The following is a 16,217-nucleotide window of genomic DNA, read 5'->3' as shown; positions in this document are numbered from 1 at the left end:
AAAAGCCTCAACATTGAGGCTTTTTTGATGTCTACAATATGTCAGTTAAATCGGATGTGTTTGCTGCACTTGCTGGCTGATCATTGCAGCTGTTGCCGCAGATAAGGTCCATCCAAGGTGACCATGCCCAGTATTATAGAAAATATGATCTCGCTTACCAGCATGTACCACAGGCATCATATTGGGCATCATTGGTCGTAAACCCGCCCACGGCACTACATGTTCAGTTGATAGATTAAAGTTGCGATTCGACCAATCAATTAAAGGCTGAATGCGATCGGCACGAATATCTCGGTTATAGCCATTAAACTCTGCCGTGCCTGCAACACGGAGTCGATTCGCACCTAAGCGTGAAGTCACAATTTTGGCACTTTCATCCAACAAACTTACCCAAGGCGCATTGGCCTGACTTTGTTCATCATTTAAATTAATGGTGATTGAATATCCTTTGACTGGATACACATTTACGCGATCACCGAGTTTGTGCGCAAGTTCATAACTACCTACGCCACCACAGACCACCACGGCATCTGCTTCAAGTATGGTATCAGCATCAGGATGTTCCATATTTTCATCACTGGCTTTTAACTGAACATTGACACCTTTTGCATGATGTTCAAAGTCAGTCACCTCAAAACCCCACATATATTTCACTTCAAAGCGTTCTGTTGCTTTAGCAAGCTGCGTCGTAAATTTATGGATGTCGCCCGTGGCATCCCCCGGACAATAAAAACCACCATAGTATTCACCTGTCAGACTAGGCTCGATATCACGGATTTCAGCTAATGTCACAGGATGACGCTCTAAGCCACCCTCACAGAGCATATTATTAACTTGAGTCGCTACCTCATAATCATGTTGATTATGAAAGAAATGTAAAATGCCGCGTTTTTCTAAATCAAACTGTAAGTTTTCATGCTCAGCAATTTCAAATAAACGCTGACGTGCCATCAATGCGAGACGGACGGTTTCGTGAGTATTTTCACGATAATCTTTAATATGTCCCATAAACTCAAAGAGCCATGAATATTTGTGTAGATTAAAACTTGGATTTAATAATAATGGCGCGGTTTTTTGTGACATCCATTTGATGCCTTTCACTACCGTTGCTTTTTGGTTCCAGACTTCAGCATTACAGGCTGATAATTGTCCACCATTGGCAAACGACGTTTCCATTGCAGGATAAAGATGTTTATCGACCACAGTGACACGATAGCCGAGTAATCCGAGTTCGTAAGCTGTCGTTACCCCAGTAATACCTGCACCAATCACAACAATATGACACATATAGGCTCCTTGGAAATTATATTTCCTATGCTCGCCCCATCTGTCATTGGTACCTGAGAGCTTTGGTTCCTTGCGAAGCAATGTGAACCTTCCCCTTCGGTGAGTAGATCCGGCCTACTTCTCTCCAGATTTTTTATATGATTACAGTCCTTTTGCCTGAGAGTTTCCTGGGGGGAACTTGCTCCTTCGGCGAGCACGATCTGTGCTTCTCTCCTGCAATCATCCATTCGTTTTTATTCGGCATTCATCTTGGTATTGCCTTAGTTAGATATGAGCAATATTTGTACCAAATCTCAAGTCCTATTTGGGTCAATATTGTTAAATATTATTTTTTATCAATTTAAGTTGTTAGTCTATAAATTTAAAATCATTTTTTTCTACACCTAAATACTTCATCTTTAAAATAAAGGTTTAAAATATTAAATGAAATTTATAACTAGAAAGATTGAAGTTTTATGTCGGATTCTACGCTTTTCTCTCGCTTTGCATCTTTGATAAAAACACATTCTATTGAAGAATTAACCCAAAGTGATTTACTCCTTCTTAAGACTCTGGGAACTATTCAAAGTTTTTATACACCATTTGAGGCCATAAATCATGATGCAAAAGTGGTCGTTGTCGGCATCTGCCCAGGCCAACAACAATGGCGTAATGCATTAATTGCAGCGAAGGACGGCTTAGAGCAGCATTTATCTGAGGAAAACATTCTTAAACTTGCCAAGAATAGTGGTGCTTTTAGCGGCCCTATTCGTAAAAATTTAACTCAACTGCTAGATCATATTCGATTACACAATCAATTAGGCATACAGACCACTGCTGAGCTATTTAGCAATCATCAAGATATAGTGCAAATGTGCTCGGTTTTACAGCAATGCATTTTGGTCAATGGAAAAAATTATGCTGGCTCAACACCCGCAATGCTAAAAAATGAATTATTAAAACAACATATTAATGATTATTTTATTCCTATGGTCCAACAGCTTCCTAACGCAATTTATATCCCGCTAGGCAAAGGTGTAGATGAGGTTTTAAATTATGTAAGCAGCTTAGGCTATTTAAATGATCAACAGATTTTAGCTGGACTTCCCCATCCATCAGGTGCAAATGCCGAACGGATCAAATATTTTTTAGGTGAAAAACCACGTGAACAATTATCTCGACAAACCAATCCCGAGCAGGTTGATAGCGCGAAATCACAGATTTTGCTTAAGATATCTAAATTTCTATGAAGTTCGCTTAACATCACTGAAAAATATTATTTATTTGAATATCCACTACTTATATCAAAGCAGTGCTCGAACAAAACTAGAAAATTGTGATGTATTTTAGTTTTTTGTTTTTCTGCGTGAATATGCGCCAAAATAAATATTGCTCATAAAAATAACACTAACATGGAACAACACATGAAAAATTATTTAGTTCTAGGATTTACACTCCTACTACTCACAGGTTGTATTACCGTACCTAAAAATAAACCTGAAACAAGAACCTTGAAGCTAAATGGTGTGAATACCGTTGAAAACAGCAAAGTGATCCAACGAACCATTACTCGGGGTCAGTTACTATGTGAAGCTGGGCAAAAATGTCCTGAACTTGCAATTGATTGGCAAAAAAACAAAGGTGAGTATGCACTTTCACTGCATTCTTATGATCAACAGCAGCTTGATATGAGTGAAATATCTTTTGTGATTGACGGCAAAGTTTTGTCTTATCCTGCAATTGGTCAAACAAATTATCGTCGCTTAGATAATTCAAATGTGATTGATTCTTCTAATACCGTGATGATCCCAGATGCTGTGCTTAAACAATTTCGGGACGCAAAAAATATTGCTGTGATAATGAATACCAACCAAGGTGAAATCGCACACTATATGTTAAAAAACCAAAAATCTTCAGATGCCTATCGACTATTTTTACGTGCTTATTCTTAAGCTCAAATAGTCTAAAATAAAAATACCAAAAGTTAGTGTATGTTTTCTTTTGGGATTTTTTATTCATCTCGCTTTATAAATTGATCAAATACATCACATGATCTTTATTTTATTCGTTTAATTAATTGTTTAATTGTCAGTTCATATATCGGTTGACCCACCTCTAGATGAAGAGGATAGGCTTGATTTTCATCTGTTATGTTATAGCCACGTCGTTGATAATATTTTATTAATTCTAAACGCCGATCAATCACATACATGACAAATTCTTCAACATTGGGTTCCATCAACATCGCTTGCTGTTCTGCAAATTGCAATAATTTTTTTCCAAAGCCCTGAGCTTGCTTATCTGGATGAATTGCAAAATGACCAATTTCACAGCTCATCCCCTGCATTTGAATACAAATACACCCCTTGATCTGCGCATGTACCGACTCAATCACATATAAATGAAAATCCCTTTTTTGTAAGAGTTGACTGAGTTGAGACACATTTATTCGATTTCCTCGAACAATATGATGTTCCGTGGTCCAGCTCTTAGGATAATTTTCCCGATAGGCTGTATTCATTAAGCTTTCAAGCTGCTGAATATCACCAAGTAAAGCATGTCTTATATTTATATTTTTTAGCTATTTATTTTCATAGGCCTATTTTACTGAAATAAAAAACCAGACAATTGTCTGGTTTTTTTAAAGCAATGTGCTCATCAGTGTGACTTGCTAACGCTATTCACTAACCGCATCGGAACAAAAAGCAGTGCTTTGTTATTTATCCTCTATGACTCTCTAACGTTACTCACCAAACCGCGTTCGGAACAAAGCAGCGCTTTGTTTCCTCACTTGGGTTCAATTGGGGCAAATGGTGCAACTACATCCGCATTTTGTGCACGGTTACGCATGAAGTGATCCATGAGCACAATTGCTAACATCGCCTCTGCAATTGGTGTTGCACGAACACCAACACAAGGATCATGGCGACCTTTGGTCAACACATCTGTATCTTCACGATTAATCGTAATGGTTTTACCCGGCGTAGTAATGGAAGCTGTTGGTTTCAAGGCGATCGCAACACGAATGTCTTGACCACTCGAAATACCACCCAAAATGCCGCCTGCATGGTTTGCCAAGAAACCATCCGTAGTTAACTCATCACGGGTTTCATGACCAAACTGCTCAGCAACACCAAAGCCATCACCAATTTCCACACCTTTTACGGCATTGATGGACATCATAGCATGTGCAATATCTGCATCTAAACGATCAAATACAGGCTCGCCCCAACCAACTGGTACTTGCGTCGCAATAATTTCCAGTTTGGCGCCACAGCTCGTTCCTTGTTCACGAAGTGAAGTTACGAGAGCTTCAAAACGTGGGACAGCATCTGCATCACCACAGAAAAATGGGTTATTTGGAACTTCATTCCAGTCCAATTTCTCTGCTTTTTCGGTACCAATTTGGGTTACATGACCACGAATTTCGATGCCGAATTTCTCAAACAAGAATTTTTTAGCAATCGCACCCGCAGCAACACGCATCGCAGTTTCACGAGCACTCGAGCGACCACCACCACGATAATCACGGAAACCATACTTATGTGTATATGTATAGTCTGCATGACCCGGACGGAAGGTTTGCGCGATGTTGCCATAATCTTTTGATTTTTGATCTGTGTTACGGATCAATAGACCAATCGATGTACCGGTCGTTTTGCCTTCAAATACGCCTGAAATAATTTCAACTTCATCGGGTTCTTTACGCTGAGTTGCAAACTTAGATGTTCCCGGCTTACGACGATCCAGATCCTTTTGCAAATCGGCTTCAGTCAGTTCAATACCCGGTGGAACCCCATCCACAATGGCCATCAGACCAACGCCATGAGATTCACCACAAGTCGTTACACGGAAGAGTTGCCCTATACTATTACCTGCCATGTCAAACGACTCCTTATGCTTGAACAGATTGAATGAATAAATCTCGGTATTCGCGGCATTGAGCAGCAGTCAATGCAAAGATACCTGTACCGCCTTTTTGGAACTGTAACCAGTAAAAATCAACGGTATTGAAGTTTTGACGCATTGCCCATTCTGAGTTACCCACTTCGATCACAATTAAGCCATCTTCAGTCAGGTAATCTGCAGCTTGTGCCAACATTTTACGGACAAGATCCAAACCATCTTGACCCGCAGCAAGCGCCATTTCAGGTTCATGGTGGAATTCTTCTGGTAAATCTGCCATGTCTTCAGCATCCACATATGGCGGATTCGACACGATCAAATCATATTGATTTTCTGCTGGAATTTTGGCGAATAAATCAGACTCGAGTAAAGCCACTTGATATTGTTTATTGTGGTGTTCACAGTTAATTTGCGCCACTTCAAGTGCATCTTTAGATAAATCTGTTGCATCAACTTCAGCATCTGGGAATGCATAAGCTAAAGCAATCGCGATACAACCTGAACCCGTACACATATCTAAAATGCGCTGAGGAGTTTTTGGATTGGCATTTTCAGGTAGATTATTAACCGCAGCACCCATTTCGCCATTTTCACCTAAGCAATATGGCGCAAAACGGTTTTCAATTAACTCTGCAATTGGAGAACGTGGAATCAGTACACGTTCATCGACATAAAATGGCTTACCAAAGAAATATGACAAGTTTAGTAAATAAGACGTCGGAACTTTTTCATTAATACGACGTTCTAACAATGCTAAAAATTCTGCAACTTCACTTGGCAATAATTTCGCATCTAAGATTTCCGCATCTGCATTCCAATCTAGAGATAACGTTTGTAAAACCAATGCTGAGCTTTCAGCAAAATAGTCTTCTGTACCTTGTCCTAAGTGGGCATCATATTGACGTAAAGCTGTTACCCCAAAGCGGATATAATCACGAATTGTAGATAGGTTTTCAGCTGCTTCCTGTAAATGTTCAGGGCTAATAGTCGGTCGATCCACTTAAGGCGTCTCCAGTTCATAATTTTTTAAACGCCCTATGATACCTTGTTTTGATGCTATTTATAATAAAAATACGGCATTATTCACCGCTTGCAAGCATTTCATAACCTGCATATATAGGTCAGATACATTCGCTGAAATGAAATTTGTACTTTAGGCTTTTCTTCAGCATGCTATAAAACCAAATAGATGAAAATTACGAATAAAAACCAATTCAAGCTCAAATGTTTAGCAATTTGTACTTGATCCCAAGCTTTAATTTTATAAAATCATCCCCATACAAACAGTTAAATTTTAAATGCGGGGCTCCAATGAGCTATAAGCACAATAACCTCATGGCTATGCGTCAGAGCTATTGGGAAGACACTCAGTCTTTAAACGTGCAAACCGAAAAGGCATTTTTTCAGCAACTACTGATCGAACATCAAGTTTTCCCTGATCCGAGTCTAGAAAACGCACGTACCCTATTTTTTAGCTTACCGAGCATTATTATTGTCAAAGGTTATGCTGCCGGATTTAAAGACGAATCTGTCCAACATCTTATTCATCAACATATTGAAAAACATAAAGCCGCATTGATGCAAAACGATACGGTAAAAATCAAATATCGTTTATAGTTTTATTTCCAATGTGCCTGTCTACGTGGCATCTTGCTTAAGTTTGCAAATGCTTACTGCATATTCAGTAAGTTGAACTATTTTAATACGTTAAGAAACGTTAAAATTAGCTACAATGTATTTTTCTGCGAATTGCTGATTAAAGGATTTAATTTACATGTCAGATCAGAACGATAAGCTCAAACACTTGAAAACGTCTTCTATGGATCGACGCTTATCTATCGCAAAGGCATCGCTACTTGCGGGAACTCGTTGGGCAGCATCAAACGCCACTTCTATTTTTTCGAGTGAAGAAGAAAAAGAGAAAAAGCGTAAAAAAGCCATGAAAGATCAGGCTGAATATCTCGTCGCAGAAATTGGTAAATTAAAAGGTTCAATTGTAAAAATTGGGCAAATGATGGCGTTGTATGGTGAACATTTTCTGCCTGAAGAAATCACCCAAGCCCTCAACACGCTGAACAATCAAACAGTTGCATTGGCATGGCCAGCCATCAAAGTCCAATTACAAAATCAACTTGGCTCAAAGCTTGATGATCTCGTGATTGATCATGAGCCACTTGGTACAGCATCTTTGGCACAAGTTCACCGTGCAAAACGCAAATCTGATGGTTTAGAACTGGTTTTAAAAATCCAGTATCCGGGTGTGGCAGATGCAATCGATTCGGATATGAATCTATTCAAAAACATGCTCAAACTGACACGAATGGTGCCTCAAACGCGTGAATTTGATCAGTGGTTTGATGAAGTTCGTGAAATGATGCATCGTGAAGTAAATTATAAAATCGAAGCAGATACCACTCGCCGTTTTGCTGCACGCTTAAAAGAAGACCCCCGCTATATCGTGCCGCAAATCATTGAAGGTTATTCAACACCTCAAGTACTGTGTATGACCTTTGAACGTGGTGTACCGATTAACAGCCCAGTAATGCTGTCACTTCCTCAAGAGCGCCGTAATGCCTTAGGTGAAGCATCACTTGAAATTGCCGTACGCGAAATTTTTGAATGGGGTGAAATGCAAACCGACCCTAACTTCGGAAACTATTTGGTCCGTTTAGGCAATGGTGCGGATGTGCCAGATAAAATTGTTCTCCTCGACTTTGGTGCGATCCGTCAGTTCGATGAGCATCTATTAGGCGTTGCGCGTAATTTGATTACCGCGGGTTACCATCACAGCTCTGAGCGAATGGTCAAAGCGATGACAGGTTATGAGTTCTTTGATGGTATTCCACAAAGTATTAAACCCGATATGGCCAAAGTCTTTCTGTTAGCGACAGAGGCATTTAGTAGCACTGCAAATAACCCGGACATCCCTGCTGGTGTTATGGACGAACAACAACGCTATGATTGGAAAAAAAGCCAATTACATAGCCGTGTGATGCAACAAGCGTCAAAATCGATGGCATCTCGTTACTTCTCTGTTCCACCTAAAGAGTTTATGTTTATTAGCCGTAAATTTATCGGTGCATATACCTTTATGACCGTCATTGAAGCAAAAACCAATGTTCGTCGTATGATTCAAAAATATCAATAATCATTCAATACAGACCTTAAAACTTGGCTGACTCAAATGTCAGCCAAGTCAATTTCAAAATAACAATCCTTTTAAGCCTTTTTACTTTTTTATTCTTAATTAATCATTTACCTATAAAACCCCACCTAATCTTGCCGTTTATCTTTGACAATCATGCATGTCATTTATGACATGGTTTTTCTATCTTTGGCATGTCAGCATTAAATAAGAACAACGCAAATGGAAAACAACAATGACCAATATGGTAAACAAGGCTCAAGGATTTGGGCTCTCACTTTTAACTAAAATTGCCGGAAGTGATGTACTCGATCAGTTTAAACTGCGCAAATTTGTTGAAAAATCTTTGTATCAAAGCTCAAAAGCTGGTTTTAAAACCCTGAGCCAGACACAAAAAGCATTTCAGACCAACAAAGGTGTGCATAAGCAACGTTTGCCAAATCAACAAAAATCATTATTTGATTTAAACCTGACTGAAGAACAGCAAATGACTGCTGATGCGATGCAGCAGTTTGCCACAGAAGTCTTGTATCCACTTGCTCATCTAGCCGATCAAGAGGAAAAATTTCCTGAAGCGTTATGGCAACATATCCAAGATCTAGGTCTAAATTATTATGCCTTACCTGAAGATTTGGGTGGCGTCGCAGCAGAAAAAAACATCACTAGCAATATCTTAATTGCTGAACAACTAGCTGAAGGTGACTTTAGTTTAACAGCAGGTTTACTGTCGACATTTAGCTGTATCAATGCCATCACCCAATGGGGTTCAGAATCTGTTCAAGCAACCTACTTAGCAGCATTTGCAGATGATTCAGCCCTCCATGCAAGCTTTGCGGTTCAAGAGGCAACAGCGGCATTTAATCCCTATCAACTTAAAACTCACGCGATTGCTGATGGCCAGCAGTATAAAATCAGTGGGGAGAAAACCTTAGTCCTTTTAGGTGAACAGGCAGATGTGCTGTTAGTGAGTGCCATGCTCAATGGGCAGCCTGAAGTTTTTATTGTGCAACGTGACCAGAGCATTAGCGCAAAAAAAACACCTGCTATGGGTTTGAAAGCCACTGAAACGGTAACGTTAAAATTTGATCAGACCCCTGCCCAACGCTTAGGCGATCAAGATTTCAACTACACATCATTTATCGATCTTGGCAATTTAATGTGGTGTGCCATGGCTGTTGGTACCGCAACTGCAGTCAAGAAATATTGCATTCAATATGCAAACGAACGTACAGCTTTTGGAGAGCCAATTTCACATCGTCAAAGTGTGGCATTTATGATTGCAGATATGGCAATCGAAATTGATGCCATGCATATGCTCATCCTAAACGCAGCAAGTCTAGCCGAAGCTGGCAAGCCCTTTCATCGTGAAGCCTATTTAGCTCGCGTGCTATGTGCTGAAAAGTCAATGAAAATTGGGACCGATGGCGTGCAAATATTAGGTGGTCACGGCTTTACCAAAGAACATCCCGTAGAACGTTGGTATCGAGACTTACGTGCCACAGCGATTCTTCAATCTGGCTTACATGCGTAATTCAGCAAAATAAAAAACAAGGAAATGTCCATGAACTTACAAAATCCGAAAAAATTTAAATTGCTGATCGACCAAGCCCATGAAGTTGCTTTAAATGTTCTACGTCCTATTTCACGTAAATATGACAAAGCCGAACATGCCTATCCTAAAGAGTTAGACATGTTGTCTTCCCTCGTCGACGGTATGAATGATGGCGGTGATGGCATGAATGCAGGTGCTGCCGTCAATAAACGTGGCGACACAGACACGGGTAATAAAAACGGTGTCAATATGTCAACAGCCCTCAGTATCATCGAGATGTGCTATGGAGATACAGGTCTGTTGCTCAGTATGCCTCGACAAGGGCTTGGCAACTCAGCTATTGCAGCAGTAGCTAATGATGATCAACTCGAACGCTTAAAAGGAACTTGGGCCGCTATGGCCATTACAGAACCCAATTGCGGCTCTGATTCAGCAGCAATTCGGACAACAGCGACGAAAGATGGCGATGAATACATTCTCAATGGGGAAAAAATCTTTGTCACCTCGGGCGAACGTGCTGATTCAGTAGTTGTTTGGGCAACACTAGATAAAAATTTAGGTCGTGCAGCGATTAAATCCTTTGTTGTTGAAAAAGGTACGCCGGGCATGACTGTAGAACGCCTAGAACATAAATTGGGTATTAAAGCCTCTGATACTGCTGCCATTAGCTTTGTAGATTGTCGTGTCCCTGCTGCAAACTTATTAGGCAATGCTGAAATTGATGTAGCAAAGGGTTTTGCTGGGGTTATGGAAACTTTTGATAATACTCGCCCACTCGTTGCTGCGATGGCTATAGGCTGTGCAAAGGCATCTTTAGAGCGAATTAAAGAAATCTTTGAAGGTGAATTAGATGAGCAGTATTCAACACCGATCTTACAAAGCTCGAATATTGCTGCACAAATCTACCGTATGGAAGCAGACTGGGAAGCAGCACGTCTACTCATGCTCAAAGCTGCATGGATGGCTGACAACAAAAAACCAAACTCACGTGAAGCATCCATCGCTAAAGCAAAAGCAGGCCGTGTTGGTAATGAAATCACATTAAAATGTGTAGAGCTCGCAGCTGCAGTTGGTTATAACGAAGATGAATTATTGGAAAAATGGGCACGTGATTCAAAAATCCTTGATATATTTGAAGGAACACAGCAAATTCAACAATTAATCGTTGCACGACGTGAACTGGGTAAAAGTTCAAGCGAATTAAAATAATTACTTTGCTTGAGCAATTTGAAACTTAAAGATGGATTTTTTTATAGGATCAGTCTATAAACAATCCATCTTTTTGTTTTTCGATGATTATGTTTCAGATCCGACCACTTCAACTTGAAGACAATGCAAGCATTGCCAATGTCATTCGCACAGTTTCCAAAGAATTTGGATTAGCACCTGAATCAGGATTTGCCGTTGCAGATCCAATTTTAGATGATTTATATCACGTTTATGCACAAGCAAATGCACAATATTGGGTTATTGAAAATCAACACGGTACAATTTTAGGTGGTGGCGGCCTTTCTCCTTTAGCTGGAGATTCAAGCATTTTAGAAATCCAAAAAATGTATTTTTTGCCTGAATTACGTGGTCATGGTTTAGCCAAAGATATTTTAGAACTTTGTTTTCAATTTGCCAAAGATCATAATTTTAAAGCGTGTTATTTAGAAACCACACATACACTTGGGCAAGCGGTGAAACTCTATGAAAAAGTAGGATTTCAACACTTACAAGCTCCCAAGGGCAATACAGGTCATAGCCAAGCATGTGAAATTTGGATGCTTAAAACGCTTTAATAAACTTAGATTTAATTAATTTCGCTGAAAAGGTTTTAGAGCTTTTTCAAATAGAGATATTTAATGAGTGGATATTCAAGTTTTTTATAATTAAAGATCTCCGCTTTTGAATAACCCACAATCTTAAGTAAGTAAGAATGTAAAGAGAGAAATACTAACTCAATTAACACGATCTGCTTTTCTCTCTTCACTTAGACAATCATGTAATTTGAGTACATTTCCATCAATTTTTACAATTACACTGTATAGAGCAACTTAAGAAAATATTGACCTCTGAGTCTCCAGTTCATACTATCACTTTAGAAATTACACTTAGCCATGATTATTTTAAAGTGAATATAAATGCAGAATGTACTGAATAAAACTCGCCTTTCAACTCGTCTTTCGTCGCTCCTAAGCGCTCACAGCTTAAAGTTTTCAACTGTTATTATATCTGTAACCCTGATTTCTGGATGTTCATCACTCGGTGGTGGCTCTGTAGAAAAACGTGCTGTTAAACTTTCATCAGGGATCCAAAAGGCCTATTCAGTCAATCCTGAAACTGCAAATCGAGTGTCACCCTACATTGTGCAAACTGCTGATCAATACAACTTAGATCCTTTACTACTGGCTGCTGTTATTCGCCAAGAATCAACTTTCCGCCCTTATGTCAGTTCACCTGCAGGTGCAGTCGGTTTAACTCAGGTGATGCCACGTTATTGGCAAGCAATATGCCCTGGGGATTTATATGACGAATTAACCAATATTAATTGTGGGTCATTTATTTTAACTAAATATAAAAATGCCGCTGGCAGCATGCCAAAAGCTTTAGCCTACTATAATGTCGGACCTACCGCTTATAACACCAATCGAAAAATGAAAAAACAAGGCAAACGTTATGCAAAACAAGTGAAACAACATCGAAATAATTTAAAAAGTGCATTATAAGAAGTAAAGTTCAATCCTATTACCCCATGATTGAACTTTTAACATATATCACAAATACTTGAATTTAATAGACTTAAATCACAAATATAGATTTTGGAATAATATTATATGATGTATATTAATGAGCAATAAACAAACAAACAGCATATATTTTTAATATTTATTTCATCTTATATAATCTTTTTTGCATATTAAATTAATGAAATAATACATTAAATCTATTAATAAAAAAACTCTTATAAAACAACAACCTTAATTGAATTTCATATACAACAATTCTATAAAAGGTTTAAATATTCTACACAATCCTACAACTATTAGCAGCCAAGAATCGTTTAAAGACCATTTTTACTTTATTTATTATTAACAATAATCAACCAGCTGATTTTTTTAGCATTGTTTATTCATTATTTTTAGCTAATATCATATAGGTCAGTAAAACTATATTACTGATTAACATATAATTTATTGGGGTTAATAATGGCCAAATTATCTTTAAACGCTTTAACAGACATTGACGGTTTTATTGCTGCAGCTTTGGTTGACAGCGAAAGTGGCCTTGCTATGGCGACACAAGGCAATAACGACATCGATTTAGAATTAGCTGCTGCTGGTAATACTGAAGTTGTACGCTCAAAGCGTAAAGTTGCCAAAGCGTTGAATTTAAATGACTCTATTGAAGACATTCTAATTACTCTGGGTAAACAATATCACTTAATCCGCCCACTTGACTCAAATGAAGCATTATTTCTTTACCTCGTCTTAGACCGTAGTAAATCAAACCTTGCTATGGCGCGCCATGAACTTAAACATTTCGAAAAAGAATTAGATTTTTCTTAATTTAAAGTTGGGTTATTTCACCAGAAATAACCCAGTTTTTCTGGACCATTTCGTGAATAGCACATTATATATTTCTGTCTTTGGCTTAAATCTAAATGTTATCAATGACATTAAATCTATTATTTCAAATAAGCTATCTGAAACTTTTACTATTCATTGGACAAACATTGCAGATTCGAAACTCCAAGTCCTATTAATCAATGATGACTTTATCGACCTGCCGAATATAAATAAAATAAGGCACGAAGCTTTAATCATACTTAGACTTAAAAAAAATGAATTGAAAGCAAATCAAATCGAACACGATACCCTGTTTTTACCCCTAACAAATACCAATCATTTTGAGCATTGGTTAGAGCATTTAGTTGCGTTAAGGTTCCGTGATACTAATCCTGTAAATGTCTCCAATCCTATTGTTGTTAAAGACATAAAACCTAAATTAAATGCACTCCAGATCTCACAGGCTTTTAAAGATTTAAATAAACATCAACGTCAACTATTGCTTTTAGATCAAAAACCAATCTTACTCATTGATAACTTAAGCAATGAGTTTTGGATAGAACAAAATATTCAAATCACACAAAATTCTGAAATCACACTCATTCCAGCAGATACAAATACAGTTGTTGCTTTTAAATATGGGTTGGAATCAATAAATTTACAGCATGGATTATGGCAATTTGTTTGGGATTACGTAGATGGTACTCCCCCCAATTACACAAGCCACTATAAACTTTTGCATTGGCCACAGCCTATACATTGTGCTGAGCGACAATCACTATTGAAAATATCCGCTTTTTTTATGGAAGGTAGTTCTACTCAATATATTGCTGAACAAATACATTTAAGCCAAAACTTTATTAATCGTTATTTATTTGCATGCCACATAGCTCAAATCATAGAAGAGATACCGGCCATGGCGAGTGTATATCATAGCCAAAAAACAGCTCAAGAATCTTCAAATCCACTACAGAGTTTTTTCCGTAGTCTTCGAAAAAAATTAGGAATCTAAAATTTCATTATGATTTTACAGCAATACAAGATCGTATTTGCCGGAACGATGGGTGCCGGAAAAACCACTGCTATTCAAAGTATTTCTGATATTCCTGTACTGAGTACAGAAGCGCTTAATACTGATCAAAATGCGCATCAAAAAATGTTGACTACTGTTGGAATCGATTACGGTGAACTTACTCTCGCCGATGGTACTAAACTTGGTTTATATGGTACACCTGGCCAAGAAAGATTTAACTTTATATGGAATACCATTTGTAACGGCGCGATTGGTACAATTATTTTGATTGATCATACACATGACCATCCAATTCATCAGCTGAATGATTATTTAAATTATTTTTCTGAAAATAATGAAAACATCATCATCGCGATTACACATTTAGACAGTACGCAGTATAAATCCACCAAACTTTATAAAGAATGGCAGGATTCACAACAGATACATCACCCCATTTTTTATATCGATGCTAGAAATAAAAAAGACATTCTTTTTATTCTAGAAGCACTTATTGCAAAAGCCGAAGTTCAACTTTCAATCTAATGAAGATATTATGAATACAGCAATTCGTACAACACGTTCAGCACCACTACAGCTTATTGAACAGGTACATAAACTCATGAAGGAGTTAATTTCTGATGTGTCCGGTGTTGAATATATGATGTTATGTTCAACTGATGGTTTTGAATTAAAATCTATAGAAAAGAAAAATATTGAAAATTCTGGAAAACTTGCAGCTGTAAGCAGTTCAATCTTAGCAATGGTTCAAGCTTTTACTAATGAAATTAATTTAGTCGGTTGTCAAACCATTACATTAGATGCAGAAAATGGTAAAGCATTACTCACAGCGATCTCTCACCCTCAGCACCCTATGATATTAGTTGTCTTGACATCAAAAAATGTATTATTAGGGCAATTATTATATTCTTTAAAAAGAGTGAGTAATGAACTAAGCGAATATCAACTGTCAAATACATTCACCTAGTCCAATTCAATTTATTTCATCGATTCACGCATTTTATCTTCATCAAAATATTGTGCAAATGATGCAATACGTTTTTCAACAACTGGATTTTTCATCAGGTTCTCAGCTGCACGATTCCCCAATAGTTCAAATGCTTTACCCAAAGCATTTGTTCCTTCATTTTCTGTAACAGCTTTGATTTCAGCATTACAACGTTTAGTAAATAAATCTTGAAATAAATTTGCCATATTTTTATCAATCTTTTGCATCTCAGCGGACGTCACTTTACTATACTTAGAAATTTCTGGATGTGCTGAAAATGCCAAATAAATCCAAGCCGTTAAGTTCTGACTCTCTTCTGCTGAAATTTTATTTACCAAACATTCACTTAGTTTATCCTGATACACACCAGCTGTAGTATTTAAAGAAACAAATGCAAATAAAACTATAGTTAATAATTTTTTTAAAAACATCTTAAATACCCTATATATTATTAATGAAATAAACGATTTTATTATATTGATTTATTACACATTTTCATTAGCAAAAGATTTTAAAATGATATAGATGGATTGAGCATTTTAGTTTTATTTTCTTTAAATATCTCTCGTTTTCTTATTTTTTGAATTTGCTTCTCTTATTATTTTCTATTTTGATAACTTTCCCTTTTTCCCCGCACATAAAAAAACACCCCCCTGAGATATCAGGGGGTGTTTCGAATAATGAGCTGGCGATGACTTACTCTCACATGGGTAACCCCACACTACCATCAGCGCTAAGAGGTTTCACTTCTGAGTTCGGGAAGGGATCAGGTGGTT

At 37.7% G+C, this 16,217-nt stretch carries 17 protein-coding genes, 1 rRNA gene and 1 riboswitch; of the genes, 12 read left to right on the top strand and 6 right to left on the bottom strand.

All coding sequences use genetic code 11. The annotated features are described in order from the left end of the window. Positions 1-45 precede the first annotated feature (45 nt). Positions 46-1,287, bottom strand: a complete 1,242-nt coding sequence (locus FTU13_RS06185) for a D-amino acid dehydrogenase (RefSeq protein WP_180023581.1) — start codon at positions 1,285-1,287, stop codon at positions 46-48. A 134-nt stretch (positions 1,288-1,421) separates the two neighbouring features. Beyond that, positions 1,422-1,513: riboswitch (glycine riboswitch) on the bottom strand. A gap of 229 nt (positions 1,514-1,742) precedes the next feature. Here FTU13_RS06185 and FTU13_RS06180 point away from each other — a divergent pair. Continuing rightward, positions 1,743-2,516, top strand: coding sequence for a hypothetical protein (locus FTU13_RS06180; RefSeq protein ID WP_180127729.1), 774 nt, complete (start codon positions 1,743-1,745; stop codon positions 2,514-2,516). Between the two features lie 174 nt (positions 2,517-2,690). Continuing rightward, a complete protein-coding gene (locus FTU13_RS06175) occupies positions 2,691-3,218 on the top strand; it encodes a hypothetical protein (protein ID WP_180023579.1) in 528 nt (175 codons plus the stop codon). 104 nt (positions 3,219-3,322) lie between these two features. Here FTU13_RS06175 and FTU13_RS06170 read toward each other — a convergent pair whose 3' ends face one another. From FTU13_RS06170 to prmB, 3 genes are all read right to left on the bottom strand, one after another. Beyond that, the gene (locus FTU13_RS06170; RefSeq protein ID WP_180127731.1) at positions 3,323-3,787 is read right to left on the bottom strand and encodes an N-acetyltransferase; all 465 of its coding nucleotides are present in this window, start codon (positions 3,785-3,787) and stop codon (positions 3,323-3,325) included. Positions 3,788-4,053: 266 nt separating this feature from the next. Continuing rightward, positions 4,054-5,148, bottom strand: coding sequence for a chorismate synthase (gene aroC, locus FTU13_RS06165; protein ID WP_168378684.1), 1,095 nt, complete (start codon positions 5,146-5,148; stop codon positions 4,054-4,056). A gap of 13 nt (positions 5,149-5,161) precedes the next feature. Continuing rightward, the gene (gene prmB / locus FTU13_RS06160) at positions 5,162-6,172 is read right to left on the bottom strand and encodes a 50S ribosomal protein L3 N(5)-glutamine methyltransferase (RefSeq protein WP_078193871.1); all 1,011 of its coding nucleotides are present in this window, start codon (positions 6,170-6,172) and stop codon (positions 5,162-5,164) included. A 311-nt stretch (positions 6,173-6,483) separates the two neighbouring features. On the opposite strand from prmB, the gene FTU13_RS06155 reads away from it, so the two are divergent. From FTU13_RS06155 to FTU13_RS06110, 10 genes are all read left to right on the top strand, one after another. Further along, entirely contained in the window at positions 6,484-6,789 is a 306-nt protein-coding gene (locus FTU13_RS06155; protein ID WP_180127733.1) for a hypothetical protein, read from the top strand. Between the two features lie 157 nt (positions 6,790-6,946). Then, entirely contained in the window at positions 6,947-8,320 is a 1,374-nt protein-coding gene (locus FTU13_RS06150) for an AarF/ABC1/UbiB kinase family protein (protein WP_180127735.1), read from the top strand. 241 nt (positions 8,321-8,561) lie between these two features. Continuing rightward, positions 8,562-9,848, top strand: coding sequence for an acyl-CoA dehydrogenase family protein (locus FTU13_RS06145; protein ID WP_180127755.1), 1,287 nt, complete (start codon positions 8,562-8,564; stop codon positions 9,846-9,848). Positions 9,849-9,878: 30 nt separating this feature from the next. Next, on the top strand, positions 9,879-11,078 hold the full coding sequence (locus tag FTU13_RS06140) for an acyl-CoA dehydrogenase family protein (protein ID WP_180127737.1): 1,200 nt from the start codon (positions 9,879-9,881) through the stop codon (positions 11,076-11,078). A gap of 89 nt (positions 11,079-11,167) precedes the next feature. Continuing rightward, positions 11,168-11,653, top strand: a complete 486-nt coding sequence (locus FTU13_RS06135; RefSeq protein ID WP_078193892.1) for a GNAT family N-acetyltransferase — start codon at positions 11,168-11,170, stop codon at positions 11,651-11,653. Between the two features lie 342 nt (positions 11,654-11,995). Next, positions 11,996-12,580, top strand: a complete 585-nt coding sequence (locus FTU13_RS06130; RefSeq protein WP_180127739.1) for a lytic transglycosylase domain-containing protein — start codon at positions 11,996-11,998, stop codon at positions 12,578-12,580. A 480-nt stretch (positions 12,581-13,060) separates the two neighbouring features. Beyond that, positions 13,061-13,420, top strand: coding sequence for a hypothetical protein (locus FTU13_RS06125; RefSeq protein WP_078193877.1), 360 nt, complete (start codon positions 13,061-13,063; stop codon positions 13,418-13,420). 52 nt (positions 13,421-13,472) lie between these two features. After that, entirely contained in the window at positions 13,473-14,432 is a 960-nt protein-coding gene (locus tag FTU13_RS06120) for a hypothetical protein (RefSeq protein ID WP_180127741.1), read from the top strand. 9 nt (positions 14,433-14,441) lie between these two features. Continuing rightward, positions 14,442-14,978 carry an ATP/GTP-binding protein gene (locus tag FTU13_RS06115; RefSeq protein WP_180127743.1) on the top strand — a complete coding sequence of 179 codons (537 nt, stop codon included), beginning with the start codon at positions 14,442-14,444 and terminating at the stop codon, positions 14,976-14,978. Positions 14,979-14,988: 10 nt separating this feature from the next. Next, positions 14,989-15,420 (top strand): roadblock/LC7 domain-containing protein, encoded by a 432-nt coding sequence (locus tag FTU13_RS06110; RefSeq protein ID WP_180127745.1) that lies wholly within the window; start codon positions 14,989-14,991, stop codon positions 15,418-15,420. Positions 15,421-15,431: 11 nt separating this feature from the next. Here FTU13_RS06110 and FTU13_RS06105 read toward each other — a convergent pair whose 3' ends face one another. Continuing rightward, positions 15,432-15,872, bottom strand: coding sequence for a hypothetical protein (locus FTU13_RS06105; protein WP_180035693.1), 441 nt, complete (start codon positions 15,870-15,872; stop codon positions 15,432-15,434). Between the two features lie 252 nt (positions 15,873-16,124). Further along, positions 16,125-16,217: ribosomal RNA gene (rrf, locus tag FTU13_RS06100) — 5S ribosomal RNA — on the bottom strand; the annotation flags it as partial.

Source organism: Acinetobacter sp. YH12064, from assembly GCF_013419735.1.
Lineage (GTDB): Bacteria > Pseudomonadota > Gammaproteobacteria > Pseudomonadales > Moraxellaceae > Acinetobacter > Acinetobacter amyesii.
The sequence above is the reverse complement of the archived record's forward strand: the minus strand, read 5'-3'. Positions and strand labels throughout refer to the sequence as shown.

Bases quoted from the DNA above. Each gene is read 5' to 3' on its own strand.
- FTU13_RS06185 (WP_180023581.1), bottom strand. From the start codon at position 1,287: ATGTGTCATATTGTTGTGATTGGTGCAGGTATTACTGGGGTAACGACA.
- FTU13_RS06180 (WP_180127729.1), top strand. From the start codon at position 1,743: ATGTCGGATTCTACGCTTTTCTCTCGCTTTGCATCTTTGATAAAAACA.
- FTU13_RS06175 (WP_180023579.1), top strand. From the start codon at position 2,691: ATGAAAAATTATTTAGTTCTAGGATTTACACTCCTACTACTCACAGGT.
- FTU13_RS06170 (WP_180127731.1), bottom strand. From the start codon at position 3,787: ATGAATACAGCCTATCGGGAAAATTATCCTAAGAGCTGGACCACGGAA.
- aroC (WP_168378684.1), bottom strand. From the start codon at position 5,148: ATGGCAGGTAATAGTATAGGGCAACTCTTCCGTGTAACGACTTGTGGT.
- FTU13_RS06155 (WP_180127733.1), top strand. From the start codon at position 6,484: ATGAGCTATAAGCACAATAACCTCATGGCTATGCGTCAGAGCTATTGG.
- FTU13_RS06150 (WP_180127735.1), top strand. From the start codon at position 6,947: ATGTCAGATCAGAACGATAAGCTCAAACACTTGAAAACGTCTTCTATG.
- FTU13_RS06145 (WP_180127755.1), top strand. From the start codon at position 8,562: ATGGTAAACAAGGCTCAAGGATTTGGGCTCTCACTTTTAACTAAAATT.
- FTU13_RS06140 (WP_180127737.1), top strand. From the start codon at position 9,879: ATGAACTTACAAAATCCGAAAAAATTTAAATTGCTGATCGACCAAGCC.
- FTU13_RS06135 (WP_078193892.1), top strand. From the start codon at position 11,168: ATGTTTCAGATCCGACCACTTCAACTTGAAGACAATGCAAGCATTGCC.
- FTU13_RS06130 (WP_180127739.1), top strand. From the start codon at position 11,996: ATGCAGAATGTACTGAATAAAACTCGCCTTTCAACTCGTCTTTCGTCG.
- FTU13_RS06125 (WP_078193877.1), top strand. From the start codon at position 13,061: ATGGCCAAATTATCTTTAAACGCTTTAACAGACATTGACGGTTTTATT.
- FTU13_RS06115 (WP_180127743.1), top strand. From the start codon at position 14,442: ATGATTTTACAGCAATACAAGATCGTATTTGCCGGAACGATGGGTGCC.
- FTU13_RS06110 (WP_180127745.1), top strand. From the start codon at position 14,989: ATGAATACAGCAATTCGTACAACACGTTCAGCACCACTACAGCTTATT.
- FTU13_RS06105 (WP_180035693.1), bottom strand. From the start codon at position 15,872: ATGTTTTTAAAAAAATTATTAACTATAGTTTTATTTGCATTTGTTTCT.